Origin of the sequence: Streptomyces sp. NBC_01264, from assembly GCF_026340675.1 — a bacterium.
GTDB lineage: Bacteria > Actinomycetota > Actinomycetes > Streptomycetales > Streptomycetaceae > Streptomyces.
Genome location: NZ_JAPEOX010000007.1, coordinates 1 through 25,323, shown reverse-complemented (window position 1 = coordinate 25,323; position 25,323 = coordinate 1). Strand labels below are relative to the sequence as shown.

Sequence of the window (25,323 nt, the reverse complement as noted above, 5' to 3'; positions counted from 1 at the left end):
TGGAACCAGATCACCGGCGTCGCCGGCATGCCCTCCGCGGCCTGAACAACCAGCCGCCGACGGCTTCCTCACGCCCCCAGACGATCACACCACCGACAACGTGACAACGCCCGGAAGAGTTCACCCTGGGCCGCTCCCAGATCTCGACTGTCGAAACCCGAACTGGAGCCAGCGGAAGGACGGTTCGGTTACGAGCTGAGCCTCGGCTGGTGCGCGCGAAAGCCCGGCAGAGCCGCCCCGTCTCCGTGGTGGAGGCGGGGCGGCCCTGCGGGGAGGGCCTGAGCCCGGGCCTGTGCGCGTGTGCCGCGCCCGCGGGTCAGCGGCGACGGCGGGCCGCGATCAGCAGCGCCGCGCCGATCCCGGCCGCGCCCAGGGCTCCGCCTCCCCACCACAGGGCGTTGCTGCCCGTGGAGGCCAGGACCTGGTCGACCAGGGACTGCCCGCCGTCGTCTCCCTTTCCGCCGTCGTCGGCGGGAGGCTGCTGCCCGTCACCGGGCGGCGGGGTCTGGTCGTCCGGCTTGCTCGGGTCATCCGGCTTGTCGGCGGTGGCCTTCACCCGGGTGCTGGCACAGATGTCCTGGCACTCCTCGGGGTTGGCCGCATCCGAACGGGCTGCCAGCACGTCGAACGGGAACTCCTTGGCCTCCTCCGGAGTGAAGGAGAGCGTCAGCGACTTCTCCTCCCCCGCCTTCAGGTCTCCGACCTTCCACGTCCCGTAACCCTCACCACCCGGCTCGCCGTTGAAGTTCGCACCACCGTCATGGGTGAGGCCGTTCACCGTCGGCAGGCCGACCTCGACGACCGTGTTGCGGGCCGTCGAAGGACCCTCCTTGTTGGCCACCGTGACCTTCACCTTGGCCTGCTCGCCCACCTTGACGGTGTCCTTGCCGTCCAGCGCCGCGATCGACACATCGAGACCCGCGACCTGCTGCACGTCAACACTCTTCTCCACCGAGTCGCCGACCTTACTGCCCTTGCTCCCGTCCAACTGCGTCGTCGACGCCTTCACGGTCGCCCGATAGTCCAGCTTGTCGTGGTCGGGGAGCACCGTACCCGTCATCTTGAGCACGGCCTGCCCGTTGCCCGGCACATCCGCCGGCTTCCACAGACCGCCCTCATACGTCCCCCCGTTCTCCCCGGGCGCCGCCTCCGCATCGCCGACACCCGCCGGCACCGGAACCTCGAACTCAAGCCCACGCGCCTTGGACACACCCGGGTTCGCCGTCTTCACGGTCCACGACACCTTCTGACCCGGCAGCGGAAGGCTGCCCGTGCCCCCGTCCGGAGACACCGTCAGCAGCGCCGCAGCCCGCTGCACCACATTCAGCTCACTCGTCGCTATGTGACCCGAGATGTCGTTCTTGTCATCGCACGTCGTCTTGTAGTCACCGCGCGGGTCAGGGATGTCGGCCCCTACGACGCACACTCGGTGCACCGTCTTCTCCTCGTCGGCGGGGACGACCCCCTTGACCGTCAGTTCGGCAGTGTCCTCAGACGCGATACCGGGGATGGTCCATACCCCGTCCTCGTACGACGTGCCCGTCGGACCGGTCCATGTGCCCGGCACCATGCCGGTGGGCATGGCGTGGGTGATCTGCACCTTCGAGGCCTTGGACGGACCGTCGTTCTTCACAGCTATCTTGTACGTGACGTGGTCGCCCGGTACGTACTCCTGCGGCGCACCGCCGGCGGGAGGAACGACCGACACCTGAACGTTGAGCTTCGCATTCCGCTCGACCTGGACGCCCCTGGAAGACGTGTTGTTACTGGGGTTGGTTTCGTCGAACTCCTCACCCGACGACCAACCGATCTTGGTGCCGAGGTCCATCCGCGACTCGTCGGCCGGCACAGTGACCGGGATCTTCAGCGTGGCACTTTCGCCGGCCGGCAACTTCCCTACGGACCAGATTCCATCCTTGTACCCCGGCACCTCTTCATCCGGAACGACGTTCTTGGGCAACGACACTTCTACGTCGACCTGCGCGGGACTGGCCGGACCGTGATTCGTAGCCGTCACGCTCAGCGATACCTTCTCGCCGGGCTTCACCGAGTTGCCGACCGGCGAGCCGTCCTTGAGGATGTCCGCCTTCACCTCTAGATCGACTTTTCTCGTTGCCTTGCTCTCGAACAGTCTGGAATTCTCCCCCGGTTTCACATCGATGGTGCGCGACGAGAGGGCGGCCTGCGCCTTGAGAGAGCCGTCAGCACTGACAGCACCAACAGTTCCCGAGAAGGTCACGCTCACATCGCCCTGGGGGTCAATCTTTGCGATCTTGCATTCGAGGCCCGTGCGATTTTGATCCGGCACGCACGCCTGACCGTCCGCCTCCGCCGCGAACGAAGACTCGGAGATTTCGGTTGGCCGAGCGACCTTGATGACGACGTCTTTAGCGGCAAATTTTCCGGCGTTCTTTACGTGCGTAACAAGATCGGCCTTGTCGCCCACCACGTACGAGTTGGCATTGAAACCGCTGTCCTCCAAGAATTGCAGATCAGCCGTTGCGATATCAACATTCACACCCGTCAGCGGAATTTTCTTTCCATCCAGGGTGAGATCGGGCTTCAGTTCAAACTTTCCGTTGAGCCCGGCAGCGTCAGACTTGCTACCGAAGTGGATCGGGTATGAAATCCTGTAGTGATCACCGGCTTTCAGCTCACCGTCGCCAGCACTTCCGATCGGAGCGACCAGAGAATGGTTGATCTCTTTTACGTCCTTGACCGACTGAGGAACCTCCTTTCCGTCCACAATGCGATCGATCTTCACCTTGTCCTTGTCGAAGTCGACCCCCTTCGGCAGGGGAACAGTGAACAGCGCCCCCCGCCCCGGCGCCCCACCGTCCTGAGTGACGTCATACGTCACCGTGCGGCTCTCTCCGTACTCCATGGGCTCAACAGCACTGGGAGTCCCCGTGACCACGGGCACGTACTCGATCTTGAGGTTGTCAATCGCAACCGGGCCAACCGCACCCAGAAGGACAGCCTGGGTACCGCCCGAGGAATGGAACTCACCCGTAATGGGTGTCCACTTGTTGGGTTCCACCCTGGTCGTCTTGACACTGTCACCCACAGTCGACCTCAGTGTCGTACCACCGCTCAGCATGGATTTGACGTAGAAGCTGTACCGCAGGTTTCCCGCCTGCGCCGGAAAATTCTGCTTCAGCTGGTCACTATCGACCACGACAAACTGGTCCCCATCTTTAGCACCTCCTCCCTGACCTTTTCCATAGATCTTTGGAGTGCTGCTGCCGAGCATGTACCAGCCTTCGGGAATACGCGCCTCGATTCCACCCCCGACCGCAGGTTTTTCAAAACTTCCGTTCCGGAAGTCGGGCGGAGCCACCGGCAACTCCGCAACCTGGCTGCGGCCGGTTTCGGCGCTCGCATACTGGAGCGCGAGTATGGACATCAACAGTGAGGCCGTTCCGGCCCCGACCCATGCCATCTTGCGTGAAGCCCTGTGCTTTCTGCTTCCCATGTGCTGTGCGGGACCTTCCGTCTGCCGAACCACTGTTGGTGCAATCCAGGACATACTCAGAGGAATGCGCGGTCGGCGCAGGTGCCGGACGGGCAGTCGTTCGGGAGGGCGTTGTCACGTTGTCGGTGGTGTGATCGTCTGGGGGCGTGAGGAAGCCGTCGGCGGCTGGTTGTTCAGGCTGTGGCGGGCATGCCGGCGGCGCCGGTGATCCAGGGCTGATTCATAGTCCTGCTGGCCGGGAGAAGCTGCTGGGGGCCTTGTCACGTTGTCGGGGCAGGGTGAGGTGATCTTCGGGTTGTCCGTCCGGTGAGGGGTGGGGTTCGTGTCGTCCAGCACGCCGCCGTATGCGAATCACCGTTACCCGGTGGAGATCATTTCGCACTGTGTGTGGCTGTACTTCCGCTTCCCCCTCAGCTTCCGTGAGGTGGAGGAGATGATGCTCGAGCGGGGCGTGATCGTCTCGTACGAGAGCATCCGCCGGTGGTGTCTGAAGTTCGGCCAGGCCTACGCCAACGCGCTGCGCCGCAGGCGCCCGCAGCCCGGCGACAAGTGGCATCTCGACGAGGTGTTCATCAAGATCGGCGGGAAGCAGAAGTACTTGTGGCGGGCCGTCGATGCCGACGGAAACGTCCTGGACATCCTGGTCCAGAGCCGGCGTGACAAGGCTGCGGCCAGGCGTTTCTTCCGTCGGCTCCTCACCTCCACCGGGCAGGTACCCCGGGTGGTCGTGACCGACAAGCTGAGGTCGTACGGGGCAGCGCACCGGGAAGTGATGCCCTCCGTGGAGCACCGTGCCCACAAGGGCTTGAACAACCGGGCCGAGGGCGTTGTCAGGTTGAGTGGGGGTGTCGCTCGGTGGGATGATCATCTGTCTGGTCGGGGTTGCTGGAGGGGCTGCTCGTGGAGACGGTGTCGTACCGGGGTTTCCGCTTCCCGCCGGAGATCATCAGCCACTGCGTGTGGCTGTACCACCGCTTCGGTCTGAGTCTGCGTGAGGTCGAGGAGCTGATGCTCGAGCGGGGCGTCGAGGTGTCTTACGAGACGGTCCACCAGTGGACCCGCCGGTTCGGCCCCGCCTACGCCGGCGCGCTGCGCCGGCGCCGCCCGCAGCCGGGCGACAAATGGCACCTGGACGAGGTCTTCGTCAAGATCAACAAGGTGCAGAAGTACTTGTGGCGTGCCGTCGACCAGGACGGGAACGTCCTCGACATCCTGCTGCAGAACCGCCGCGACGAGGCCGCGGCCAGGCGTTTCCTCCGGAAACTGATGAAGAAGACCCGCTCGGTGCCCAGAGTGATCATCACCGACAAGCTCCGCTCCTACGGAGCCGCCCACCGCATGGTGATGCCCTCGGTGGACCACCGCTCCCACAAGGGATCCTGCTGGCCAAATGTCGTGTCCTGCGGTGAGGGCGGGCGGTTGGCATGGTGGTGGCCGGTTCTGTCGTTCCCGGCTGGTGGGGTGGGAGTCATGTCGTTGCTGCCGGAGCAGTGGCCCGAGGTCCCTGAGGTGACGGTGCGGGTCGCGCGGGCGGTGGCTGGTCGTGGGGCGCCGCCGTTGGCTATGCGGGTGCGGGATGAGCTGGGCGGGCTGTTCGCGGATGCCGAGTTCGCCGGGGCGTTCGGTCTGCGGGGCCGGCGGGGCTGGTCGCCGGGGCGGCTGGCGATGGTGACGGTGCTGCAGATGGCGGAGAACCTGACCGACCGCGCCGCCGCCCACCGGGTCCGGTTCGACCTGTCGTGGAAGTACTGCCTTGGCCTGGAGTTGGAGGACGTCGGCTTCGATGCCTCGGTGCTCTCGGAGTTCCGCACCCGGGTGGTCGAGCACGGCCTGGAGGAGCGGGTACTGGATCTGCTGCTGGCGGCATTGAAGGGCAAGGGCCTGGTCAAGGCTGGGGGTAAGCAGCGGACGGGCCTTGACCCCGGATTTTGAACACGTCTATGCGGCTTGGGTCAGGGTAGTTGCAGCTGGCTGGAGGTCGTTCTCGTAGGCGATCGGGGACCGGTGGCCGAGGCGGGAGTGTCGGCGGCGGGTGTTGTATCGGGTCAGCCAGCGGAACGCGTCCAGCCTGGCCTCGCGCTCGCTCGACCAGGCTTTGCGGCCTTTGAGTGTCTCCCTCTTGAAGGCGGCGTTGAAGCTTTCTGCGGCTGCGTTGTCGGCGCTGGATCCGATCGCGCCCATGCTCTGCCGGACCCCGGCTGACCTGCAGATTTCAGCGAAGGCCCTGCTCGAATATTGGGATCCGTGGTCCGTGTGCATGATCGCTCCGGCCAGGTTTCCACGGGTCCGCTCGGCTGCCGCCAGGGCGTCGATGACGAGTTCGGTTCGCATGTGATCGGCGATCGCCCACCCGGCCAGCCGGCGCGAGCACAAGTCGATGACGGTCGCGAGGTAGAGCGGCTTCGCGCCGCTGACCGGCAGGTATGTGATGTCGCCGACGTATTTTCTGTTGACGTCGGCTGCGGTGAAGTCGCGTCCGATCAGGTCCGGTGCCTTCGACGCGGCTTGGTCCGCGACGGTGGTGCGGTGCCGGCGGCGCAACCGGACTCCCTCGAGCCCGATGGTCCGCATGATCCTGGCGACCCGCTTGTGGTTGACCACCGGACCCTCCTCGTCGCGGAGTTCCGCGGTGATTCTGGGGGCTCCGTAGGTGCCGTCGGAGTCCTGGTGGATCTTGCGTATCCGGGCCGCGAGCCCGGCCTCGACGCTCTGCCTGGCCGCTCTCGCGGCCGCGGTGCGACGCCAGTAGTAAAAGCTCGACCGGGCCAGGCCGAGGATGTCGCAGAGCCGCTTCACGCCGTGACGGCGCTGGTGATCGTCAACGAACTGGTAGCGGTTCACCAGCGCGTCTCCGTCGCGAAATACCGGGCCGCCTTGCGGAGAATGTCCCGTTCTTCCTCGAGCTCGCGGATCCTCTTGCGGGCGGCGGCCAGCTCCGCCTGAACGGCGTCGCCGACGGCCTGCGAGGCGGCCGGCGGTGCGGAGTGGGCGCCAGGTCGGCGGCCGTCGGCGGCCCGGATCCAGTTCCTCAGCGTCTCGGTGTTCACCCCGAGATCAGCGGCGACCGACTTGATCGTCGCTCCCGGCCTCGACCGGTACAACGCGACCGCGTCCGCCTTGAACTCGGCGGGATAGTGCTTCATCCCCACAGGGACTCCGTTCTCCTGGACCATCAAGATCCAAGTGTCTCCGGTGTCCAAAACCTGGGGTCAAGGTCCGGCGCCAGGTCGGCGGCCGTCGGCGGCCCGGATCCAGTTCCTCAGCGTCTCGGTGTTCACCCCGAGATCAGCGGCGACCGACTTGATCGTCGCTCCCGGCCTCGACCGGTACAACGCGACCGCGTCCGCCTTGAACTCGGCGGGATAGTGCTTCATCCCCACAGGGACTCCGTTCTCCTGGACCATCAAGATCCAAGTGTCTCCGGTGTCCAAAACCTGGGGTCAAGGTCCCACGTCGTGTTGGCGTGGCTGTGGAGGTGCGGAATGCCGTCGGTGATCGGGCTGCTGGAGGAGCGGGAACGAGCTGCCGCTCAGCGGGTGGAAGTGCTGCGGGCGGAGGCGGACCGGGTGCTGGTCGCGTTGCGGGAAGCGGAACTCGGCTGGGAGCGGTTCGTCGTCGCCCGGGAGACCGTGGTCGAGGTTCTCGCCCGCCCGGATAGCGTGGAGGAGACTGACACGCTGGCGTTGGGGGATTCTGAACCGTCGCCGTCGCCGTCGCCGTCGCCGTCGCCGTCGCCGTCGCCGTCGCCGTCGCCGTCGCCGTCGCCGTCGAGTGCGGTGCCGGGATCGGTGGTGCCCGCATGGTGTGAAGGGCTCGTGGTGGCGGTGCTGTCGCCGGAGTATCAGCGGATCACGGCGGTCCTGGCTGCTGCGGAAGGGGCACTGTCCTGCAAGGAACTCGCTGCCGGGCGTTGTCACGTTAACGGTGTATGACATGGACGCGTCAGTAGATCCTTCGGTGAGCGCCCCCGGATCGCATCATCAGGCGAGAGATTTTCCGCGTCAAGCACCTCGGATGCATCCGGATTTCCTGACGTGGTCACGCCATTTTAAATAACGTGACAGTGCCCACGACCGCCCTCCCGCCACGCCGCGTGCCACTGGCCGACCGCCTGCCGGGACACCCCCAGCAACCGGGCGACCTCCGCCTGCCTCACACCCCACCCGCGGCAGGTCCGCCTCGAGGTAGACCCGCAGCAGCCCCTCGTCCAGCGAGCGTCGGCGCCTGCGGCGGCCCCGGTCGTACAGCGGCGCCCGCCGGCGGCACACCCCGCAGGCCGGCCGCCGCCACCTGCGGTCCGGCCGCACCGAGACGATCTTCACGGGTTCGACCGGGTGAACACGCACCTCCTCGACCACCGTGCGCTCGACCCCGGCCGCCCTGACCAGTACGTTCACAGACACGCCGCACCCTTCGGCAGGTTCTTGATCATCACAATCAGAAACCTACGCAGGGTGCGGCGTTCGCTATCTCAGGACACGAACCGACCCACACATGTGAGCGATGAGCCCAAAATCAGGTGGTTCATGTCTCATGTACCGGTATGGAACGTATGTATTCGGGTCATTGGGCCGAGGACGAACTGACACAGGCACAGGCGGCCGGAGTGGCGTACGTGGTGCTGGCCGAGCCCGTACCCCAAGGCATCGCCCTCACCGTCATCCAGACCGCCGACCGTCTCGTCACCCTCACCGTCACCTACGCCACCGCCGGATTCGACCTCACCGAAGCAACCACAGAACTCGCCCGCTTCGGATTCACAGTGACCAGCTGGACGGCACGGGGGACGGAGACGGGGCGGCATACGGCCAGGGCCGTCCACGACAGACGACGCGAGTGGTGAACACAGGCCACCCCACCCCCAACACCGGGCCAGCAATGCTTTCCTGCCGACCCTTCACCACAGGGAAAGTGCCCAAGGTCATCGCCACCGACAAGATCGTCTCCTACGGTGCTGCCGTAGCTCGCCCCCACACTCCTGCTTGCGCTTGCGCCGCGGGGCGGCCACCGCACCGAGGCCAGCACACCGCCGGGCATCTGAGAACCTGAAGGGGTCCGGGTGGGTGACCGCGCGGTCCGATCGAGGCGGGGCTGTGCGAGTCTCGTGGCAGCCGGGGGCGGGGTTGGGTCAGGCTGCGACGCGTCGATTCCGCTCGATCTGCAAGAGGACCTGTCGTGAACCTGCGTATCGCCACCGCTGTTGCCGCTGCCGCCCTCGCTGCCGCCTGCGCCATGCCGGCCGCCGCGTCCGCCAACCCCAAGCCGCCCATGGAGCGCGCTCCGATCGCGCTGGGTCTGACCACCGACATGCGCCTGGTCGAGTTCCCCGTCGACCAGCCCTCCAAGACCCAGGCGATCGGCAAGGTAACCGGCCTGCGCGACGGCGACACCAAGATCCTGGCCATCGACTTCCGCATCCAGGACGGAAAGCTCTACGGCCTGGGTGACGGGGGCGGCGTCTACGTCCTGGACACCGAGAACGCACAGGCCCGCAGGGTCTGCGTGCTCACGCTCGCTCTGCAGGGGACCGCGTTCGGCTTCGACTTCGACGCGGCATCCGACAACATGCGCATCGTCTCCGACACCGGCCAGAACCTCACCCACGACCTCAACACCAGGACCACCACCAGCCACACCATGCTGCGGCGTGCCGAGACCCCCAACGAGACCGCGCTGGGTGTCACCGCGCTCGGCTACACCAACAACGACACCGACGAGTCCACCGACTCCACCGCCTTCGTCCTGGACACCGTCACCGACCGCGCCTCCGTGCTGTCCCCCGGCAACGACGGCCTCATCGCATCCCTCGGCGACCTCGGCCGCGACATCGAAGGCGACGCCGGCTTCGACATCCGCTACAACACCGTCACCGGCACCAACACCGGCTACAGCGTGTTCAAGGCCATGGGCCGCGGCGGCTACCGCCTCGCCAGCGTCAACATCCTCAACGGCCAGACCACCGAACTCGGCACCTTCGGCGCGAGCAACCAGGTCCGCGACATCGCCGTCACCCTCGACGACAACACCGCCCAGTAGCCACATCTCTCCACCGCCGGCCTGACACCCGGCCGCAGCACAGCCTTGAAGGCTGCAGCACAAGCGGCGAAGCTCCTGGCAGACGGGCACCCGAACAAGGTCCCCGCACCCGCCAGGAGCTTCGCCGTCGGTGCCGGTCAACTTCTGGCATCCGGCTGATGTGTCCAGCAACTCGCGCAAGCGCTGTCCGTTTTCTTCGGTGGCCTTCCCCTCGTAGCGTGGAGTCGTGACCCGATAAGGAGTTGAGGGTGGGGATTGCCTGATGCACCCTCAGACGATCACGCCCTCGATAACGTGACAGCACCGACAGAAAGGTGCTGTCACGCTGTCGGGACGGGGTGAGATGATCTTCGGGTTGTCCGTCCGGCGAGGGGCCTGATCGTGTCGTGCAGCACGCCGTCGTACGCGAATCACCGCCACCCGGCCGAGATCATCGCGCACTGCGTGTGGCTGCACTTTCGCTTCCGCTCTCCTTCCGTGAGGTCGAGGAGATGGTGATCGAGCGCTGCGTCGTCACCCGTTGCCGAGGCCCAAGTTCGCCTTGCTCCGCATCCGGTCTCCCTCCGAGGTGCCCGCCAATGCCCCGGGAACGCTCCGGTCCTGAGGTTCCGGTCCCGCACATCGCATCGGAGTGGCCTGCATGATGTTGGAAATTTCGCCCGATAAGGTGTGCCCTGAACTCTGACGGCAGTGGCCCTGATCCTTCCAATGCCTCTTCCGGCGGCGAGTGGCACAGGCCCTCAACAGATCGGGAGCAAGATGTCGGCACAGGCACTACCGAAGAGCCATGGCCGAAGGGACCAGAGGGCCCGCCGAGCCCCTCTCGGACGGCTGACGGCGGCCCTCACCGTTGTGGCAGGGTTGCTGGTCTGGTCGTCCGCGCAGTCGTCGGCCCAGGCATCGGGTGAATTCCACCCGGATGGCCATGGCTGTTCCTCTTCAGCGGACGCAGGGAGAGGAGCGCAGCCTCCTGGCCGCCGCGGAGACCTCGCCTACGTTGCCAACTACGGCTCGAACACCGTCTCGGTGGTCGACACCGACACCAACACGGTCGCGACGACCGTCCCTGTCGACAAGGGGCCGGTCTATGTGGCGGTAGCGCCTCACAGGACATGCGCCTTCGTCACCAACTTCGACGCGGGCAGCGTCTCCGTCATCGACACCGAGACGAACACCGTCGTCAAGACCCTCACGGCCGACGACAACATCGGTCAACAGCCCTATGGCATGGCGGTCACCCCGGACGGCGCCCAGGTGTACATCGCCAACCAGGCATCGGACAGTGTCTCCGTCATCGACACCAGGACGAACACCGTCGTCAAGGTCCTCACGCAAAGCGACGGCATCGGAGACGCTCCCTCTCTTGTAGCAGTCACCCCCGACGGCTCCCACGCCTACATCACCAACCAGGAGTCAAATGATGTGACGGTGATCAACACCCGCGACAACACGCTCGCCACTGTCATCACCGACGGCATCGGCGACTTCCCGTACGACGTGGCGTTCACGCCGGACGGCTCCCGCGCCTACGTCACGGACGCAGCAGGCAAGCAGGACGGCAGCGTGGCGGTCATCGACATCGCAACCAACACCGTCGTCTCGAAGATCACTCACAGTGACGGACTCGGCGAACTCCCGCTCGGTCTGGCTGTCACCCCGGACGGCTCCCGCCTCTACGTGGCCAACAGGAACTCGGACAGTGTGTCGGTGATCGACACCCATGACGATAGCGTCATCGGGACCATTGAGGACGGCATCGGTGACGAGCCCATCGCTGTCGCCATTACGCGCAAGGCACATCGCGCGTACGTCACCAGCCAGGTCTCGGGCAGTGTGTCGGTGATCGACACCCATGACGATAGCGTCATCGGGACCATTGAGGACGGCATCGGCAACAGCCCGTTCGGTATCGCGATCCGCAGCCGGAACGGACACTCCTAGGGTGGGCACTGTCACGTTGTCGGCGGCGTGATCGTTTGATTGCGCGTCAGGGTGTGCCAGGGCCTGGTAGAGGGCGTAATTCAGGCCGCGGCAAGCAGGCTCCTCGTGCTGCCGGTGATCTGGTTCCAGACGGTGAAGCGGATCATCATCTCGAAGCGGTGGCCGCCGGCGGTCATCAGGTGCCGGTGGGGCCGGAAGTGGGGTGAGATCCCGGTGAACGCGGCCAGGAACCGTTGCGCCCCACCCGGGCTGCGGAACCCTTTCATCGCGCGTTCCCGCTGCCTCGTTGGCTGGTGGGAGTTCTCGGCCCGGTTGTTCAAGCCCTTGTGGGCACGGTGCTCCACGGAGGGCATCACTTCCCGGTGCGCTGCCCCGTACGACCTCAGCTTGTCGGTCACGACCACCCGGGGTACCTGCCCGGTGGAGGTGAGGAGCCGACGGAAGAAACGCCTGGCCGCAGCCTTGTCACGCCGGCTCTGGACCAGGATGTCCAGGACGTTTCCGTCGGCATCGACGGCCCGCCACAAGTACTTCTGCTTCCCGCCGATCTTGATGAACACCTCGTCGAGATGCCACTTGTCGCCGGGCTGCGGGCGCCTGCGGCGCAGCGCGTTGGCGTAGGCCTGGCCGAACTTCAGACACCACCGGCGGATGCTCTCGTACGGTGCTGTCACCTTGTCGGTGGTGTGATCGTTTGATTGCGCGTCAGGCCGTGCGGGGGTCGTCGGCGGCTGGTTGCTCAGACCGTCGCGGGCATGCCGGCGACGCCGGTGATCTGGTCCCAGATCGCGAAGCGGACGGTCATTTCGAGGCGGTGGCGGCGGGCGGTCATGAGGTGCCGTCCGGGTCTGAAGTGGGGTGAGATCCCGGTGAACGCGGCCAGGAACCGTTGCGCCCCACCCGGGCTGCGGAACCCTTTCATAGCCCGTTCCCGCTGCCTCGTTGGCTGGTGCGAGTTCTCCGCCCGGTTGTTCAAACCCTTGTGGGAACGGTGCTCCACCGAGGGCATCACCTCGCGGTGCGCTGCCCCGTACGACTTCAGCTTGTCGGTGACGACCACCCGGGGCACCTGCCCGGTGGAGGTGAGGAGCCGACGGAAGAAACGCCTGGCCGCAGCCTTGTCACGTCGATTCTGCACCAGGATGTCGAGGACGTTCCCGTCGGCGTCCACAGCCCGCCACAAGTACTTCCGCACCCCGCCGATCTTGACGAAGACCTCGTCCAAGTGCCACTTGTCGCCGGGCTGCGGGCGCCGCCGGCGCAACGCGTTGGCGTAGACCTGGCCGAACTTCAGACACCACCGGCGGATTGTCTCGTAGGAGACGACCACGCCCCGCTCGAGCATCATCTCCTCCACCTCACGGAAGGAGAGCGGGAACCGGAAGTACAGCCACACACAGTGCGAAATGATCTCCACCGGGTAACGGTGATTCGCATACGACGGCATGCTCGACGACACGAATCAGGCCCCTCTCCGGACGGACAACCCGAAGATCATCTCACCCTGCCCGACAACGTGACAGTGCCGACAGGCGAGGCTGGAGATCTTCCAGTGGCTCACCTACTACAACGCCCGCCGACGCCACAGCGCGCTGGGCTACCTTTCCCCGATGGAGTTCGAACAAGAGCACCACAAGACAGCTAAACTCTCACTCGCAGCATGAACCCCTGTGTCCACACTCCGGGGGTCACCTCAGCGGGAGACGCATCCTCCAGCACGGACACAGACATGACAGACTGACGTTTCACCGAAGCTCCGTTGGTGCAGGGCGACTTGCGAGATCACCCGGCTCAACGGAGCTTCGGCCTTCCGCGTTCCAGGCCCCTCACCTGCAGAAACGTCATCCATCCGGACTTTGCGTCAGCCCTGCACGTCCCCGGAATCCACCTGACACGTCCGAAGGTTCGGGGCGCCTCAGATGGAGAAGGTGAGGGTGACGGATGCGGGTTCGGAGGTGACTGTTTCGGTGGTCGGTAGTGAGGATCCACCTCCACCTCCGCCTCCGCCGGAAGAGATGTTGTCGGTAATGGTTCGGGGTGAGCCTCCGGCGCCTCCGCCGTAGAGGCCTCCTCCGCCACCTCCGCCTCCGAATCCGGGGTTTCCGCCTTGGCCCAGGTCCCCGTCGTAGGTGAAGGGGGCGTCCGGGGGGCTGCCGCCGGTGCCTCCCTGTGTAGCGGTGCCGGGGTTGCCGCCAGTTCCCCCTTGGACGCCGTCAGCGCAGAGCGCGCCTTGGGTGCCCTTTTTGCTGGCGTCGCCTCCTGCGCCGTTCAGGGTGGTGGGGTTAGTGCATCCGACCCTGGGCGTTCCCGCGCCTCCTCCGCCCCCTGCAATGGCGATGCGGCTGGCGAGAGTAGTGGGAGTTCCTGCCGGTTGTGTGCGCACGGCGGAGGCTCCGCCCCCGCCTCCGCCGAAGGCTCCTCCTTGTCCGGCTCCGTTGTATCCGGGGTTGGCGCAGCCTGAGAGGTCACAGTTGGTTGCGGTGGCGCCAACTTCGATGTACAGGATTTGTCCGGCGAACACGGGCACGGAGGTGACTACCCTTGCTCCCTTGCCGCCTGGTGCTCCGCTGATGTTTTCGCCGGAGGCGCCGATTGCGGTGACTGCGATGCTACGTACGCCGATCGGCACTGTGAGGATGTGCTCGCCTGGAGTGGTGTACACGCACAATGTCTGGGAGCTCGGAGGTGTGCATCCATCCTGGGGCAGGACGGTCCCCAGCTGAACAGTATGTCCGTTGCCGGTGATGGTGTTGTCGCCGTAGGTGACGGTGCCGCAGGCGTTCGTGTTGTGGTTGCCCTTGACGTTGATGTAGCAGTGGTTGCTCTTGCCGCCGCCGTGGTCTTTGTCGTGGTTGTCGGCGTGCGCGGTGGTGGCGAGTCCGGTGAGGGCGAGGAGTGCCGTGGCGATTGTGAGTGCGGGACGTGTGCAGCTCATCCGGTTTCTTCCTGTGGTCACGGGTGTGGCTTTTGCATCTTGGGAGGGTGTGGGTGTGGGGTGGGGGAGGCGCCGCCGCGTCGTGGTTCGGTTGGGTGAACCGAGTGGGGCGAACGTCAACGACGACACCCAGACCCTCGCCCAGGTCGACGGCATCCCACCCGTGGCGGGCCGACCCGACGGCACTGTCACGTTGTCGGGGGTGTGATTGTTTGAGAGCAGGGAGAGGCCGCGGGCGGTCTGCTGCTCAGACGGTGGCGGGTACGCCGGCGGCGCCGGTGATCTGGTCCCAGATCGTGAAGCGGACCCTCATTTCGAAGCGGTAGCGGCCGGCGCTCATGAGGTGCCGGTGAGGTCGGAAGTGGGGTGAGATCCCAGCGAACGCGAACAAGAAGCGCTGCGCTCCGCCCGGGCTGCGGAACCCTTTCATCGCCCGTTCGCGTTGCCTCGTGGGCTGGTGGGAGTTCTCCGCCCGGTTGTTCAACCCCTTGTGAGCACGGTGCTCCACCGACGGCATCACCTCACGATGCGCCGCCCCGTACGAGGCCAGCTTGTCGGTGACGATCACCCGGGGCACCCGCCCGGTAGAGGTGAGGAGCCGACGGAAGAAACGCCTGGCCGCAGCCTTGTCACGTCGATTCTGGACCAGGATGTCCAGGACGTTGCCGGCGGCGTCCACGGCCCGCCACAAGGGCACTGTCACGTTGTCGGGCAGGGTGAGATGATCTTCGGGTTGTCCGTCCGGAGAGGGGCCTGATTCGTGTCGTCGAGCATGCCGTCGTATGCGAATCACCGTTACCCGGTGGAGATCATTTCGCACTGTGTGTGGCTGTACTTCCGGTTCCCGCTCTCCTTCCGTGAGGTGGAGGAGATGATGCTCGAGCGGGGCGTGGTCGTCTCCTACGAGACAATCCGCCGGTGGTGTCTGAAGTTCGGCCAGGTCTACGCCAACGCGTTGCGCCGGCGGCGCCCGCAGCCCGGCGACAAGTGGCACTTGGACGAGGTCTTCGTCAAGATCGGCGGGGTGCGGAAGTACTTGTGGCGGGCTGTGGACGCCGACGGGAACGTCCTCGACATCCTGGTGCAGAATCGCCGTGACAAGGCTGCGGCCAGGCGTTTCTTCCGTCGGCTCCTCACCTCCACCGGGCAGGTGCCCCGGGTGGTCGTCACCGACAAGCTGAAGTCGTACGGGGCAGCGCACCGCGAGGTGATGCCCTCGGTGGAGCACCGTTCCCACAAGGGTTTGAACAACCGGGCGGAGAACTCGCACCAGCCAACGAGGCAGCGGGAACGGGCGATGAAAGGGTTCCGCAGCCCGGGTGGGGCGCAACGGTTCCTGGCCGCGTTCACCGGGATCTCACCCCACTTCAGACCCGGACGGCACCTCATGACCGCCCGCCGCCACCGCCTCGAAATGACCGTCCGCTTCGCGATCTGGGACCAGATCACCGGCGTCGCCGGCATGCCCGCGACGGTCTGAGCAACCAGCCGCCGACGACCCCCGCACGGCCTGACGCGCAATCAAACGATCACACCACCGACAAGGTGACAGCACCCTTCCGTCGGCTCCTCACCTCCACCGGGCAGGTGCCCCGGGTGGTCGTCACCGACAAGCTGAAGTCGTACGGGGCAGCGCACCGCGAGGTGATGCCCTCGGTGGAGCACCGTTCCCACAAGGGTTTGAACAACCGGGCGGAGAACTCGCACCAGCCAACGAGGCAGCGGGAACGGGCGATGAAAGGGTTCCGCAGCCCGGGTGGGGCGCAACGGTTCCTGGCCGCGTTCACCGGGATCTCACCCCACTTCAGACCCGGACGGCACCTCATGACCGCCCGCCGCCACCGCCTCGAAATGACCGTCCGCTTCGCGATCTGGGACCAGATCACCGGCGTCGCCGGCATGCCCGCGACGGTCTGAGCAACCAGCCGCCGACGACCCCCGCACGGCCTGACGCGCAATCAAACGATCACACCACCGACAAGGTGACAGCACCCCACCGGGTAACGGTGATTCGCATACGACGGCATGCTCGACGACACGAATCAGGCCCCTCTCCGGACGGACAACCCGAAGATCATCTCACCCTGCCCGACAACGTGACAGTGCCCTCCGACAACGTGACAGGGCCCTGGCCGAACTTCAGACACCACCGGCGGATGGTCTCGTAGGAGACGACGACGCCCCGCTCGAGCATCATCTCCTCGACTTCGCGGAAGCTGAGGGGAAAGCGGAAGTACAGCCACACACAGTGCGAAATGATCTCCACCGGGTAACGGTGATTCGCATACGACAGCGTGCTCGACGACACGAATCAGACCCCTCGCCGGACGGACAACCCGAAGATCATCCCACCCCGCCCCGACAACGTGACAAGGCCACCGAAACGGCCCGCCGAAGAAACCGACGGACCGTCACGAAAGATTGAGGCTAACCAGCACCTAACATACCGTCACCGACCGTACCCATTTCTTCTGAATTGATACGAGGAAACTGTACCGGGTAGCCAGTGGTGCCCGTCAGCCCACGAGCACCGCTGAAGAATCGGGGTTGATTGCGATTACGTTGCCGTTATTCACGCAGGTGCCGGGGGTGTACGTGCAACTGCTGAAATACGACGTGAAGCCATCACTCTGAATCCCCACCGAAAACGAAAGACCATTAGAGTAAGTGGCAGTATAAGAGGTGACGGTTCCGGGTGGCGGATAAGCGCAGGCTTGTCCAATCGAATTGGAGGGGATAGTGGGGGAGACGGTCCCGGAGGGATTGACTGATTGAAGTGTGAAATTCTGTGCCGTCTGGTTCACGATTTGAAGCGGCCCGTTGCAGAAGTTGAATCCCACGCCGCCGTTGACACGATGTCCGGTGCCGGCGATGCTCCCGCTTCCGGTCAGCAAGTCGCGACCTGCCATGTTATTGCCGTTGCCTAGTGCCGTGACGTTCCCGCTGCCGTTATTGAACACTACCCCGCCCACAGGCACAGAGCCATGGCCGTCCGCGACCGCCACCCAGGACGACGACACCACACCAGCAAACACAACAGCCGCCGCCATCACCGCACGAAGACCACGCATACGTCACTCCCAGCTCGAAACGGCCCCCGCAGACCGGTCACTCTAAAACAACGAACGAAGCGAATCGCTCATAAATTTTGAAAATTTCCAAAAAACCCACAGATGGAAGTAGTGGCGTTCTTGTCATTTAAACGGTGCTGTCACGTTGTCGGTGGCGGTCTGGGATGATCTTCGGGTTGTCTGTGAGCCCTTTTCAACCTGCGGGTGGGGCTGTGGTGTTGGTCGGTGTGGGCTGTACGGAACGACGAAGCTCCTGGTAGACGGGTTCTCGACCAAGATCACCCGTGCCGCCAGGAGCTTCGCGTGCTCGTCTACCCGTCCTCGATCGATCTGTCCAGCAGAACCCTGCGGCACCTGACCGAGCAGCTCGCGGTCCGGCGACGGGAGATCGGTACGCGGTGGCGACGGCTGCCCGCCGGCCGTCAGGCCCTGCTCGCCCTGTCCCACTTGCGGTGCGGCGGCACCTACGCCCAGCTTGCCGCCGGGTTCGGAATCGGCATCGCGACCGTTTACCGGTACATACGCGAGGCCATCGAAGTCCTGGCCTCTCGCGCACCGACCCTGGCCGAGGTGATGGAGACGGCCCGGACGAAGGCGTTCGTGATCCTGGACGGCACGCTGTTGCCGATCGACCGGATCGCCGCCGGCACCCCCTGCTACTCGGGAAAACGCAAGCGGCACGGCATGAACGTCCAGGTCCTCACCGACCCGTTCGGCCGACTGCTCTGGGCATCCCCAGCCCTGCCCGGAGCCACTCACGACCTGACCGCGGCCCGAAGCCATGGCATCGTCGACGCGCTCGCCGCCCTGGGCCTGAAGTGCTGGGCGGACAAGGCCTGGCCTGCCAAGGCGCCGGCCGGCACATCCGAGTCCCCTTCCGGGGCCGCCGGCTCAAGCAGTGGAAGCGACAGCACAACAGCAATCACGCCAAGATTCGGTGCGTCGGCGAGCAGGCCATGGCCGTGCTGAAGGGTTGGCGCCTCCTGCGCAAGCTCCGCTGCAGCACCAACCGGATCACCGACATCGTGAAGGCCGTACTCGTCCTTCACCACGCCTCAACATGAGGTTGGAAAAGGCTCACTGGTATTGAGCTAGCCTGAATTTGGCGACCTCGGTCGGTCTATTTCGGCAGCCTGTGCTCTACATCAGCAAATCAGGTGGCTGGGGCAGCGCGCGATACTTGCCACGATTACAGCTTCTCCGGGGGCGTCGACCTGCCCGTAGCGGACCTCGATGTGATCGGCGCCGGGAGTGGGTGCGAAGATTGCACCCTTCCAGCGGGTAACGGTGTCGATCCTGACGTCATCTCCGATCGCAAAGTTGCCCGCGCGGGAAGAAGTGTCCGGATTCCACAGGAAATACACGCCCCCAGGCTCGACGTGCGGGTCGTGGTCGATGCGCAGCATCCAGGTGACCGAGCCGCTCATGGTTCGCATGGCAACCCATTTGAGGTTGCTGAGTTCTATCCCGGCCGCGAGGGCGTGGGAGGTCATGTTCTCCTGGGAAGAAATGAACGTTGCGTTCGTTGATTCGGCTGCTGTCGCCGTACTAGAGGATCCCAGCAGGGCGACCCCTATGAAGGGCGCCACAAGTGCCGCACAGACTGCCCGCTTTGTGAAACTCATACCCGCTCCTAGTGTCTCGTGATGCCATTTGTATCGCTTTTGTTACGACTTTTATGGTGTTGGTCTAGATGAGGTGGACCTTCTTCATGGTCTCTTCGCGATTGTGGTTCATGTGAACTTTTTGGCTTCGAGGTTCCAAGAGTTCACGGAGCTAGCAGAGCCCCCAGGCGAGCGGCGCTGATGCTGCGCGGAATGAAAACCGACAACGGCCGGGGGCTCTGTCACGCCGCTATCGACCTGGACCTGCCTCTTTGGCTCACCTGGATGGGATGGAGAGGATCAGGGGCCAAGCAGAGAATACGAGTGGAATGTCATTTCCGCTTCGGGGCAGAAGTTTCACTGAGACCTTGTATGGTGCACTCGTTTTCCCGGGCCTCTTCCAGCCACGCGGGACGGGGATCTGCGAAATAGTAGATGTTTCCCGCAAGCCACTCGTCGACCTCGTGCTGGATCTGAACGCAGGGCGAGGATACCTTCGCGGCTGCGGAGTTCTGATTCTGGGAGGGGGCGGCCTGAGCCGTACCCAGTCCCGCGGTGGCGACGGCGACCGCAGCGACGATGATGCCTGTGACCTTGAAGGCGGTACTCATGTAGTGCTCCATCCGACAGGCGGAGATCTTCCGCCCGTCCTCGAGTTCAGGCTGGACATCTTTCGCGGATCACGCGAACCCATCCCAGCCGTTTAGTCTTCAACAATGTGCCTGACGTGCCCCCGCAAAAACAAACCCGTGCGCTAGATCAGGCCAACACGGCAGCTGTAGATAGTTCTGACGGTGTGTATTGCAGCTGGTCAGCGGCGCGAGAGGGCTCGAGGGGGTGCCGATGGCCGTCTCGATCATGACGGTCGTTGTCGCCTTCCCAACGCCGTGATCGTTTGATGGCGCGTGTGCGAGGTCCGGTGGGGGATGCGGTTCAGACGTGGCGGGCAGGCCGGTGCTGCTGGTGATGTGGTTCCAGATGGTGAAGCGGAGGCTCGTTTCGAAGCGGTTGCGGGCGGTAGTCATGGGGCGGCGGTGGGGTCGGAAGTGGGGTGAGATCCCGGTGAACACGGAAAGGAAGCGCTGCGCTCCGCCTACGGTTCGGAATCCCGGTTCTGGAGTTGTAGGGGTTCAGCGGCGGGCGGCTGAGAGACATCTGCCGCTGAACCCCGTTCAGTCGGGCTCTCTCACCTAGGGCGCGTATTTTGTCGTGATCAAGGGGTGGTCTGGGTGAGGTCCTTGATCCAGATGATGGCGGCGCGGAGGTGGAGGCCTGCGAGGTAGCTCTCGGGTGTTTTGTCGTACCTGGTGGCGATGCCCCGCCATGCTTTCAGCTTGTTGATCATGCGCTCAACGGTGTTCCGCTCCTTGTAGAGGTCGGCGTCGTGGGTACTGGCCGGCCACCCTGGCGGCCCTTGTTCTTCCGGTTGGCGGCCTGGTCCCTCTTCTCCGGGATGACCGCTTTGATGTTGCGTTTGCGCAGGTAGGAGCGGTTGCCGCGGGAGGAGTAGGCCTTGTCCCCGGCGACCGCTCCGGGCCGGGTGCGGGGACGGCCGACAGGCCCGCGGACCCGTACCTTCTTCAGGACAGGGATGAACTGAGGGCTGTCCGCGGCCTGCCCCGCGGTCAGGATCACGGCCAGCGGCCGGCATCCTCGGTCGGCAGCCAGGTGAATCTTGCTGGTCTGCCCGCCTCGCGAGCGCCCGAGGAGAGCGGCTTTCAGACGGAGCTTGCACCGTCGCCGGACACGTCGCCGTTCGGCCCGACCGGGATCAAAGGCTTCGCCGTGTCCGTCTTGTTCCGCCGCGCCGCCCCCTTTTGTCGGGCCGCCTCCGCCTCAACGGCCGCTTTCTCCAGAGCGTCCAGAACATCCTCCTCCAGGCGCATCCCGGCCGCGTCATGGTGGGCGCGGACCGTCGTGGAGTCCACGCTGACCAGCAACACGTCCACCCGGCCCCGCCCGGCGGCCTCAGCGATGACACCCTCCAGCAGCGCCTCGAAGACCCCGGCGTCCCGCCACTGCCTGAACCTGTTGTGCACGGTGGACCAAGCACCGAAACGGCCAGGCATCTCCCGCCACTGCGCTCCCGAGCGGAACTTCCAGATCACACCCTCGAACTGCTGCCGCAGCCTCTCGGGGTAGGGCCCGTACTCACCGATAGGCAGGTACGGCTCGACAAATCCCCACTCTTCATCCGTCAGCTGCGCACGCGTCATGAGCACCGGACTACCGGATCGGCTCTCCCCGCGAGGGCGGAACCAGCAAACCGATCACGACTCAATACAGGGCCTAGTTCAGTTCTGTATGTCTTCGGCGACGGAGGGCTGCAGGGTCGTGCCGGAGATGGTGATCGCAGTGCGCAATGATCTCGGCTGGGTAGCGGTGGTTCCTGTACGACGGCACCACAGACGACACGAACGGCTCCCCTCCCCAGACACGGACAACCCGAAGATCATCCCAGACCGCCGGACAAGGTGACAGTGCCGACAGGAGGGCTCCTGCCCAGGACAGCAGCAGCGGCATCGGTGGCGGTCAGGGCGGAAGGCCACGAACCTCAGAACAGACACCAAGGGATGACGTTCTGTCACAGGCAGGCAACAGGAACCCAACCGGGCGCCCCTTGACCCCTAACGTCCGTGATCAGCACCGCCGCTCCACGGCGGTCCCACCGGACAGGACGTACAGATCATGCTCATGCCCTGCACCCGCCACCTCGCCGTCGGCATCGCCATCACTACCGCAACCGTGTGCGCACTCCCCAGCCAGGCTCACGCTGCCGGCGCCCTGCGCATCTCGAAGATCTGGTACGACTCCCCCGGCAGCGACAACCGCACCAACCTCGTGTATTCAGCTACGAGGGCCGTTCGTCAGTGATGTGACGCCCTGACAGTGGAAGGGTGCCCCTGACCTGCGATGATCTGGATTTCCTAGATCAAGAACGTCGCAGAGTGGGGGCACCCAACAGGTGCAGGCTACCGAATGGGATCACCGGCTCGTCGTGCGGGCCGACGGCAGGAACCTGGTCGGGCACGCGGGCGTGGTGCTGCTGCGCCGGACAGCGGACCGCGTCGGGCTGACCCGGGCCCTGACCGTCGCGCTGCCGCAGGGCGTCGGGCCGGGGTGGCGGGATCGCGGGATGGTGCTGGTCCAGCTGGCCTGCGCGATCGTCCTCGGCGCGAGGAACATCCTGCAGGCCGAGCAACTGCAGCATCACTGGCGGCCGTTGTTCCCCCGTCCGGTCTCGGACAGCACTCTGTGGCGCACGCTGGAAGCCATCGACGGTCCGGTCGTAGCCCGGGTGGAGCGCGTGCGCGCCGTGATACGGCGTGGGGTGTGGACGCTGCTCGCCCTGCGCCCCGGCGGGTTCCCCTGGATCTCGGTATGCGGGCGCAAGCTCACCGGCTGGTACGTCCTCGATCTCGACGCCACCCTGGTGACCTGCACCAGTGGCAAGGAGGGCGCGGCCGGCACGTTCAAGGGCGGCTATGGGCATCATCCGCTGGGCGCGTGGGTGGCCAACACCCGCGAATGCGTGACGATGCTGCTGCGGCCGGGCAACGCGGCGTCCAACGACATCGCCGACCACAAGAGCGTCCTGGCCGCCGCGCTACGTCAGCTCCCGCTGCCGCTGTGGTCGAAGCTGCTGGTGAGGATCGACGGCGCGGCCTTCAGCCACGGCCTCCTTGAGCATCTGCAGGCGCTGAGCACCAGCCGCCGCCGGGTGCGCTGGGTGACGGGCTGGGCCATCAACACCGCCGACGAGGCCGCGATCGCGCTGCTGCCCGACAACGTATGGAGTGAAGCCCTGCGCCAAGACGGCGAGGTCCACGAGATCAAGGGGCCGGACGGACAGAAAGTCACCTACCAGGCAGCCGAGCTGACCGGGGTCCGCGACCTTGGCGGCTGGCCCGAGGGGATACGGCTGATCGTGCGCCGGGTCAAACCCTCGCGCCGCGACCTGAAGAAGCTGACCGCTTTCGAGCAGCACACCGGCTGGCGCTACCAGATCATCGCCACGAACATCCCCGCCCACCAGGGACTTTCCGGGGTTCCGGGCTCCGGACAGGTGTGGTTCGTCGACGCTCTCTACCGTGATCACGCCGAGGTCGAGGACCGCGTGAAAGCGATCAAGAGGGTCGGGCTCGGGCTGCTGCCCTCCAAGTCCTTACAGCTCAACGCCGCCTGGATGCTGGCCGCCACGATCGCCGCCGACCTGGACGCCTGGACCCGGCTCCTCCTCCTGCACGACGAACCCGAACTCGCCGCCGCCGAACCGGAGACGATCCGGACGAAGCTCTACCACTTGCCCGCCCGCCTCACCACCCACGCCCGCCGGCGCACCCTGCACCTCGACCGCGCCTGGCCCTGGGCGCCGGCGTTCGCCACCGCCTGGCAGCGGGCCACCCAGCTCCCATCCCTCACCTGACGGACAGCCACCACCCCAACGACACCGCAGAGGAGAGGACCCGCAGCACCCTCGGGCCCGTGGAACCCGACGCCCCGCAGCGTCACGCGACGGCCCATCCTCGAACGACAGAGGACATTACGGGCAAACCACCGAGCCGACCAGCGTCACACCGCAAGTGAAGAATCGAGGCCAACACCTCGATCAACGGCGAATGGGTACAGATCACCAACGGCACCAGTACCGCGGTCAACCTCAAGGGCTGGACGTTGACCGACTCCTCCAGCCACGTCTACACCTTTGCCACGTTCACTCTGAAGGCCGGAAAGACGGTCACGGTCAAGACGGGGAAGGGCACGAACACAGCCACGACCCTGTTCCAGCAGCGCGCAGCCTACGTCTGGAACAACGACAAGGACACCGCGACCCTGCGCCGTGCCAACAAGACCGTCCACCACACCTGCGCCTACAACTCCACCCGCTACGACTACAAAACCTGCTAGTCACGAATGGGCTGGCCGACGTCGGCAGGCCAGCTGGGACGGAAGCGTTCGATGAAGTCTGTGAAGTCGGTCCGCAGATAGCGAGAGTCGGACGGCTTCAGCCGGATCTGCTGGCGGCTGTCTGCCCACCAGATCTCGAAATCGGCAACCGTGCCCTCCGCTGGCCAGTCTTCGCCCTCGCTCGGCAGCAGCAGAACGTCGACAAAACCTCCCACACACAGGCCAATGTCCACGAAGATCCCGATCACACCGGGCCGGGGAACCTTCACCACGGTGCCCTCGAAGACCTGCCCGAAGCGCAGTTCCCTCCGAATCCGAGCCCACTCGACATCCATCACCACGAACAGATCATCGCACCTTCCTCCCTCTGCCTCAGCGGCACGTCACCGCCGTCATTCCTCCTGGAGGCGAGCCGGATTGCGGACGAGTCGCGGGCGCCACTACGCCATGACCTCGCCGCCAACCCGGCAAGGTGCTGTCACCTTGTTCGGCGGTCTGGGATGATCTTGGGGTTGTGGGTGTCCGGGAGGGGTGGGGTTCGTGTCGTCTGTGGTGCCGTCGTACAAGAATCACCGCTACCCGGTGGAGATCATCTCGCACTGCGTGTGGCTGTACTTCCGCTTCCCTCTCTCCTTCCGTGAGGTCGAGGAGATGATGCTCGAGCGGGGCGTGATCGTCTCCTACGAGACCATCCGCCGGTGGTGCCTGAAGTTCGGCCAGGCCTACGCCAAGGCGCTGCGCCGCAGGCGCCCACAGCCCGGCGATAAATGGCATCTCGACGAGGTCTTCATCAAGATCAACGGCGCGTCGAAGTACCTGTGGCGGGCCGTCGACCGGGACGGCAACGTCCTGGACATCCTGGTCCAGAGCCGGCGTGACAAGGCTGCGGCCAGGCGTTTCTTCCGCCGGCTCCTCACCTCCACCGGGCAGGTACCCCGGGTGGTGGTCACCGACAAGCTGAAGTCGTACGGGGCCGCGCACCGCGAGGTGATGCCCTCGGTGGAGCACCGCTCCCATAAGGGTTTGAACAACCGGGCGGAGAACTCGCACCAGCCAACGAGGCAGCGGGAACGGGCGATGAAAGGATTCCGCAGCATCGGCGGGGCGCAACGCTTCCTGGCCGCGTTCACCGGGATCTCACCCCACTTCCGAACCCACCGACATCTGATGACCGCCCGCCGCCACCGCCTCGAGATGACAGTCCGCTTCACCATCTGGGACCAGATCACCGGCGTCGCCGGCATGCCCGCGACGGTCTGAACCACGGCCCCTCCAGGCCCCGGCACACCCTGACACACCATCAAACGATCACGCCGCCGACAACGTGACAACGCCCCCGGTGGAGATCATTTC

The 25,323-nt window shown here is 65.3% G+C and carries 19 protein-coding genes and 11 pseudogenes; 16 read left to right on the top strand and 14 right to left on the bottom strand.

Features of this window, described 5'->3' with window-relative positions:
* Window positions 1–316: 316 nt before the first annotated feature.
* Window positions 317–3,406: a CARDB domain-containing protein gene (locus OG435_RS48745; RefSeq protein ID WP_266888240.1), complete on the bottom strand. Its 3,090-nt coding sequence runs from the start codon at window positions 3,404–3,406 to the stop codon at window positions 317–319.
* Between the two features lie 382 nt (window positions 3,407–3,788).
* Between OG435_RS48745 and OG435_RS48740 the strand changes: the two are divergent.
* The 3 genes and pseudogenes from OG435_RS48740 to OG435_RS48730 all read left to right on the top strand — a co-directional run.
* Window positions 3,789–4,298: pseudogene (locus OG435_RS48740) on the top strand (IS6 family transposase); the annotation flags it as partial.
* A gap of 59 nt (window positions 4,299–4,357) precedes the next feature.
* Window positions 4,358–4,852 (top strand): annotated as a pseudogene (locus tag OG435_RS48735) (IS6 family transposase); the annotation flags it as partial.
* A 93-nt stretch (window positions 4,853–4,945) separates the two neighbouring features.
* Complete coding sequence (locus OG435_RS48730) at window positions 4,946–5,407, top strand: transposase (protein WP_323188069.1); 462 nt, start codon at window positions 4,946–4,948, stop codon at window positions 5,405–5,407.
* Between the two features lie 6 nt (window positions 5,408–5,413).
* Here OG435_RS48730 and OG435_RS48725 read toward each other — a convergent pair.
* Together OG435_RS48725 and OG435_RS48720 are read right to left on the bottom strand one after the other, a co-directional pair.
* Window positions 5,414–6,624 (bottom strand): IS3 family transposase gene (locus OG435_RS48725; protein ID WP_266882441.1). Its coding sequence is split into 2 segments (ribosomal slippage): window positions 5,414–6,333 and window positions 6,333–6,624, totalling 1,212 coding nucleotides; the frame shifts between segments, so codons are not numbered across the junction.
* A 93-nt stretch (window positions 6,625–6,717) separates the two neighbouring features.
* A pseudogene (locus OG435_RS48720) lies at window positions 6,718–6,855 on the bottom strand (transposase); the annotation flags it as partial.
* A 102-nt stretch (window positions 6,856–6,957) separates the two neighbouring features.
* Here OG435_RS48720 and OG435_RS48715 point away from each other — a divergent pair.
* Window positions 6,958–7,407: a hypothetical protein gene (locus OG435_RS48715; protein WP_266888239.1), complete on the top strand. Its 450-nt coding sequence runs from the start codon at window positions 6,958–6,960 to the stop codon at window positions 7,405–7,407.
* A 69-nt stretch (window positions 7,408–7,476) separates the two neighbouring features.
* On the opposite strand, the gene OG435_RS50920 is transcribed toward OG435_RS48715, so the two are convergent.
* On the bottom strand, window positions 7,477–7,782 hold the full coding sequence (locus tag OG435_RS50920) for a transposase family protein (RefSeq protein ID WP_430625884.1): 306 nt from the start codon (window positions 7,780–7,782) through the stop codon (window positions 7,477–7,479).
* A 236-nt stretch (window positions 7,783–8,018) separates the two neighbouring features.
* Here OG435_RS50920 and OG435_RS48705 point away from each other — a divergent pair, with 236 nt between their 5' ends.
* The 4 genes and pseudogenes from OG435_RS48705 (at window position 8,019) to OG435_RS48695 (ending at window position 11,452) form a co-directional block, all read left to right on the top strand.
* The gene (locus OG435_RS48705; protein WP_266888237.1) at window positions 8,019–8,318 is read left to right on the top strand and encodes a hypothetical protein; all 300 of its coding nucleotides are present in this window, start codon (window positions 8,019–8,021) and stop codon (window positions 8,316–8,318) included.
* Between the two features lie 332 nt (window positions 8,319–8,650).
* Window positions 8,651–9,511 carry a DUF4394 domain-containing protein gene (locus OG435_RS48700; protein ID WP_266888235.1) on the top strand — a complete coding sequence of 287 codons (861 nt, stop codon included), beginning with the start codon at window positions 8,651–8,653 and terminating at the stop codon, window positions 9,509–9,511.
* Between the two features lie 381 nt (window positions 9,512–9,892).
* Window positions 9,893–10,026, top strand: a pseudogene (locus tag OG435_RS50915) (IS6 family transposase); the annotation flags it as partial.
* A 193-nt stretch (window positions 10,027–10,219) separates the two neighbouring features.
* Window positions 10,220–11,452: a YncE family protein gene (locus tag OG435_RS48695; RefSeq protein ID WP_323188068.1), complete on the top strand. Its 1,233-nt coding sequence runs from the start codon at window positions 10,220–10,222 to the stop codon at window positions 11,450–11,452.
* A gap of 80 nt (window positions 11,453–11,532) precedes the next feature.
* Here OG435_RS48695 and OG435_RS48690 read toward each other — a convergent pair.
* A pseudogene (locus tag OG435_RS48690) lies at window positions 11,533–12,114 on the bottom strand (IS6 family transposase); the annotation flags it as partial.
* A gap of 77 nt (window positions 12,115–12,191) precedes the next feature.
* Window positions 12,192–12,899, bottom strand: a complete 708-nt coding sequence (locus tag OG435_RS48685; RefSeq protein WP_266888379.1) for an IS6 family transposase — start codon at window positions 12,897–12,899, stop codon at window positions 12,192–12,194.
* Between the two features lie 82 nt (window positions 12,900–12,981).
* Here OG435_RS48685 and OG435_RS48680 point away from each other — a divergent pair.
* Window positions 12,982–13,116 (top strand): annotated as a pseudogene (locus OG435_RS48680) (integrase core domain-containing protein); the annotation flags it as partial.
* Between the two features lie 251 nt (window positions 13,117–13,367).
* Here the strand turns inward: OG435_RS48680 and OG435_RS50530 are convergent.
* On the bottom strand, window positions 13,368–14,387 hold the full coding sequence (locus OG435_RS50530; protein WP_353962816.1) for a glycine-rich protein: 1,020 nt from the start codon (window positions 14,385–14,387) through the stop codon (window positions 13,368–13,370).
* A gap of 247 nt (window positions 14,388–14,634) precedes the next feature.
* Window positions 14,635–15,078, bottom strand: a pseudogene (locus tag OG435_RS48675) (IS6 family transposase); the annotation flags it as partial.
* 81 nt (window positions 15,079–15,159) lie between these two features.
* Here OG435_RS48675 and OG435_RS48670 point away from each other — a divergent pair.
* Together OG435_RS48670 and OG435_RS48665 are read left to right on the top strand one after the other, a co-directional pair.
* On the top strand, window positions 15,160–15,867 hold the full coding sequence (locus OG435_RS48670) for an IS6 family transposase (RefSeq protein ID WP_266888379.1): 708 nt from the start codon (window positions 15,160–15,162) through the stop codon (window positions 15,865–15,867).
* A 116-nt stretch (window positions 15,868–15,983) separates the two neighbouring features.
* Window positions 15,984–16,304 (top strand): annotated as a pseudogene (locus OG435_RS48665) (DDE-type integrase/transposase/recombinase); the annotation flags it as partial.
* A 214-nt stretch (window positions 16,305–16,518) separates the two neighbouring features.
* On the opposite strand, the pseudogene OG435_RS48660 reads toward OG435_RS48665, so the two are convergent.
* Both OG435_RS48660 and OG435_RS48655 read right to left on the bottom strand, forming a co-directional pair.
* A pseudogene (locus OG435_RS48660) lies at window positions 16,519–16,695 on the bottom strand (IS6 family transposase); the annotation flags it as partial.
* Window positions 16,696–16,903: 208 nt separating this feature from the next.
* The gene (locus tag OG435_RS48655; RefSeq protein ID WP_266888231.1) at window positions 16,904–17,458 is read right to left on the bottom strand and encodes a hypothetical protein; all 555 of its coding nucleotides are present in this window, start codon (window positions 17,456–17,458) and stop codon (window positions 16,904–16,906) included.
* A 303-nt stretch (window positions 17,459–17,761) separates the two neighbouring features.
* On the opposite strand from OG435_RS48655, the pseudogene OG435_RS48650 reads away from it, so the two are divergent.
* Window positions 17,762–18,522, top strand: a pseudogene (locus OG435_RS48650) (transposase family protein).
* Window positions 18,523–18,603: 81 nt separating this feature from the next.
* Here the strand turns inward: OG435_RS48650 and OG435_RS48645 are convergent.
* The 3 genes and pseudogenes from OG435_RS48645 to OG435_RS48635 form a co-directional block, all read right to left on the bottom strand.
* Window positions 18,604–18,951 (bottom strand): hypothetical protein, encoded by a 348-nt coding sequence (locus OG435_RS48645; RefSeq protein WP_266888229.1) that lies wholly within the window; start codon window positions 18,949–18,951, stop codon window positions 18,604–18,606.
* Between the two features lie 443 nt (window positions 18,952–19,394).
* A complete protein-coding gene (locus OG435_RS48640; protein ID WP_266888227.1) occupies window positions 19,395–19,673 on the bottom strand; it encodes a hypothetical protein in 279 nt (92 codons plus the stop codon).
* A gap of 602 nt (window positions 19,674–20,275) precedes the next feature.
* A pseudogene (locus OG435_RS48635) lies at window positions 20,276–21,278 on the bottom strand (IS5 family transposase).
* A gap of 472 nt (window positions 21,279–21,750) precedes the next feature.
* On the opposite strand from OG435_RS48635, the gene OG435_RS48630 reads away from it, so the two are divergent.
* The 3 genes from OG435_RS48630 (at window position 21,751) to OG435_RS48620 (ending at window position 23,970) form a co-directional block, all read left to right on the top strand.
* Window positions 21,751–21,936, top strand: coding sequence for a hypothetical protein (locus tag OG435_RS48630; RefSeq protein ID WP_266888225.1), 186 nt, complete (start codon window positions 21,751–21,753; stop codon window positions 21,934–21,936).
* Window positions 21,937–22,027: 91 nt separating this feature from the next.
* A complete protein-coding gene (locus tag OG435_RS48625; protein WP_266874726.1) occupies window positions 22,028–23,488 on the top strand; it encodes an IS1380 family transposase in 1,461 nt (486 codons plus the stop codon).
* 164 nt (window positions 23,489–23,652) lie between these two features.
* Window positions 23,653–23,970, top strand: coding sequence for a lamin tail domain-containing protein (locus OG435_RS48620; protein ID WP_323188067.1), 318 nt, complete (start codon window positions 23,653–23,655; stop codon window positions 23,968–23,970).
* Here OG435_RS48620 and OG435_RS48615 read toward each other — a convergent pair.
* A complete protein-coding gene (locus OG435_RS48615) occupies window positions 23,967–24,305 on the bottom strand; it encodes a hypothetical protein (protein ID WP_266888375.1) in 339 nt (112 codons plus the stop codon). The genes OG435_RS48620 and OG435_RS48615 overlap by 4 nt on opposite strands.
* 205 nt (window positions 24,306–24,510) lie before the next feature.
* Here OG435_RS48615 and OG435_RS48610 point away from each other — a divergent pair, with 205 nt between their 5' ends.
* Window positions 24,511–25,230 carry an IS6 family transposase gene (locus OG435_RS48610; RefSeq protein WP_266888223.1) on the top strand — a complete coding sequence of 240 codons (720 nt, stop codon included), beginning with the start codon at window positions 24,511–24,513 and terminating at the stop codon, window positions 25,228–25,230.
* Window positions 25,231–25,323 lie beyond the last annotated feature (93 nt).

What these genes read in the sequence shown, in the direction of transcription:
- OG435_RS48630 (WP_266888225.1), top strand. Translation starts at nt 21,751, where the DNA reads ATGCTCATGCCCTGCACCCGCCACCTCGCCGTCGGCATCGCCATCACT.
- OG435_RS48695 (WP_323188068.1), top strand. Translation starts at nt 10,220, where the DNA reads ATGCCTCTTCCGGCGGCGAGTGGCACAGGCCCTCAACAGATCGGGAGC.
- OG435_RS48745 (WP_266888240.1), bottom strand. Translation starts at nt 3,406, where the DNA reads ATGTCCATACTCGCGCTCCAGTATGCGAGCGCCGAAACCGGCCGCAGC.
- OG435_RS48685 (WP_266888379.1), bottom strand. Translation starts at nt 12,899, where the DNA reads ATGCCGTCGTATGCGAATCACCGTTACCCGGTGGAGATCATTTCGCAC.
- OG435_RS48705 (WP_266888237.1), top strand. Translation starts at nt 8,019, where the DNA reads ATGGAACGTATGTATTCGGGTCATTGGGCCGAGGACGAACTGACACAG.
- OG435_RS50530 (WP_353962816.1), bottom strand. Translation starts at nt 14,387, where the DNA reads ATGAGCTGCACACGTCCCGCACTCACAATCGCCACGGCACTCCTCGCC.
- OG435_RS48670 (WP_266888379.1), top strand. Translation starts at nt 15,160, where the DNA reads ATGCCGTCGTATGCGAATCACCGTTACCCGGTGGAGATCATTTCGCAC.
- OG435_RS48615 (WP_266888375.1), bottom strand. Translation starts at nt 24,305, where the DNA reads ATGGATGTCGAGTGGGCTCGGATTCGGAGGGAACTGCGCTTCGGGCAG.
- OG435_RS48730 (WP_323188069.1), top strand. Translation starts at nt 4,946, where the DNA reads ATGTCGTTGCTGCCGGAGCAGTGGCCCGAGGTCCCTGAGGTGACGGTG.
- OG435_RS48715 (WP_266888239.1), top strand. Translation starts at nt 6,958, where the DNA reads ATGCCGTCGGTGATCGGGCTGCTGGAGGAGCGGGAACGAGCTGCCGCT.
- OG435_RS48640 (WP_266888227.1), bottom strand. Translation starts at nt 19,673, where the DNA reads ATGAGTACCGCCTTCAAGGTCACAGGCATCATCGTCGCTGCGGTCGCC.
- OG435_RS48655 (WP_266888231.1), bottom strand. Translation starts at nt 17,458, where the DNA reads ATGCGTGGTCTTCGTGCGGTGATGGCGGCGGCTGTTGTGTTTGCTGGT.
- OG435_RS48645 (WP_266888229.1), bottom strand. Translation starts at nt 18,951, where the DNA reads ATGACCTCCCACGCCCTCGCGGCCGGGATAGAACTCAGCAACCTCAAA.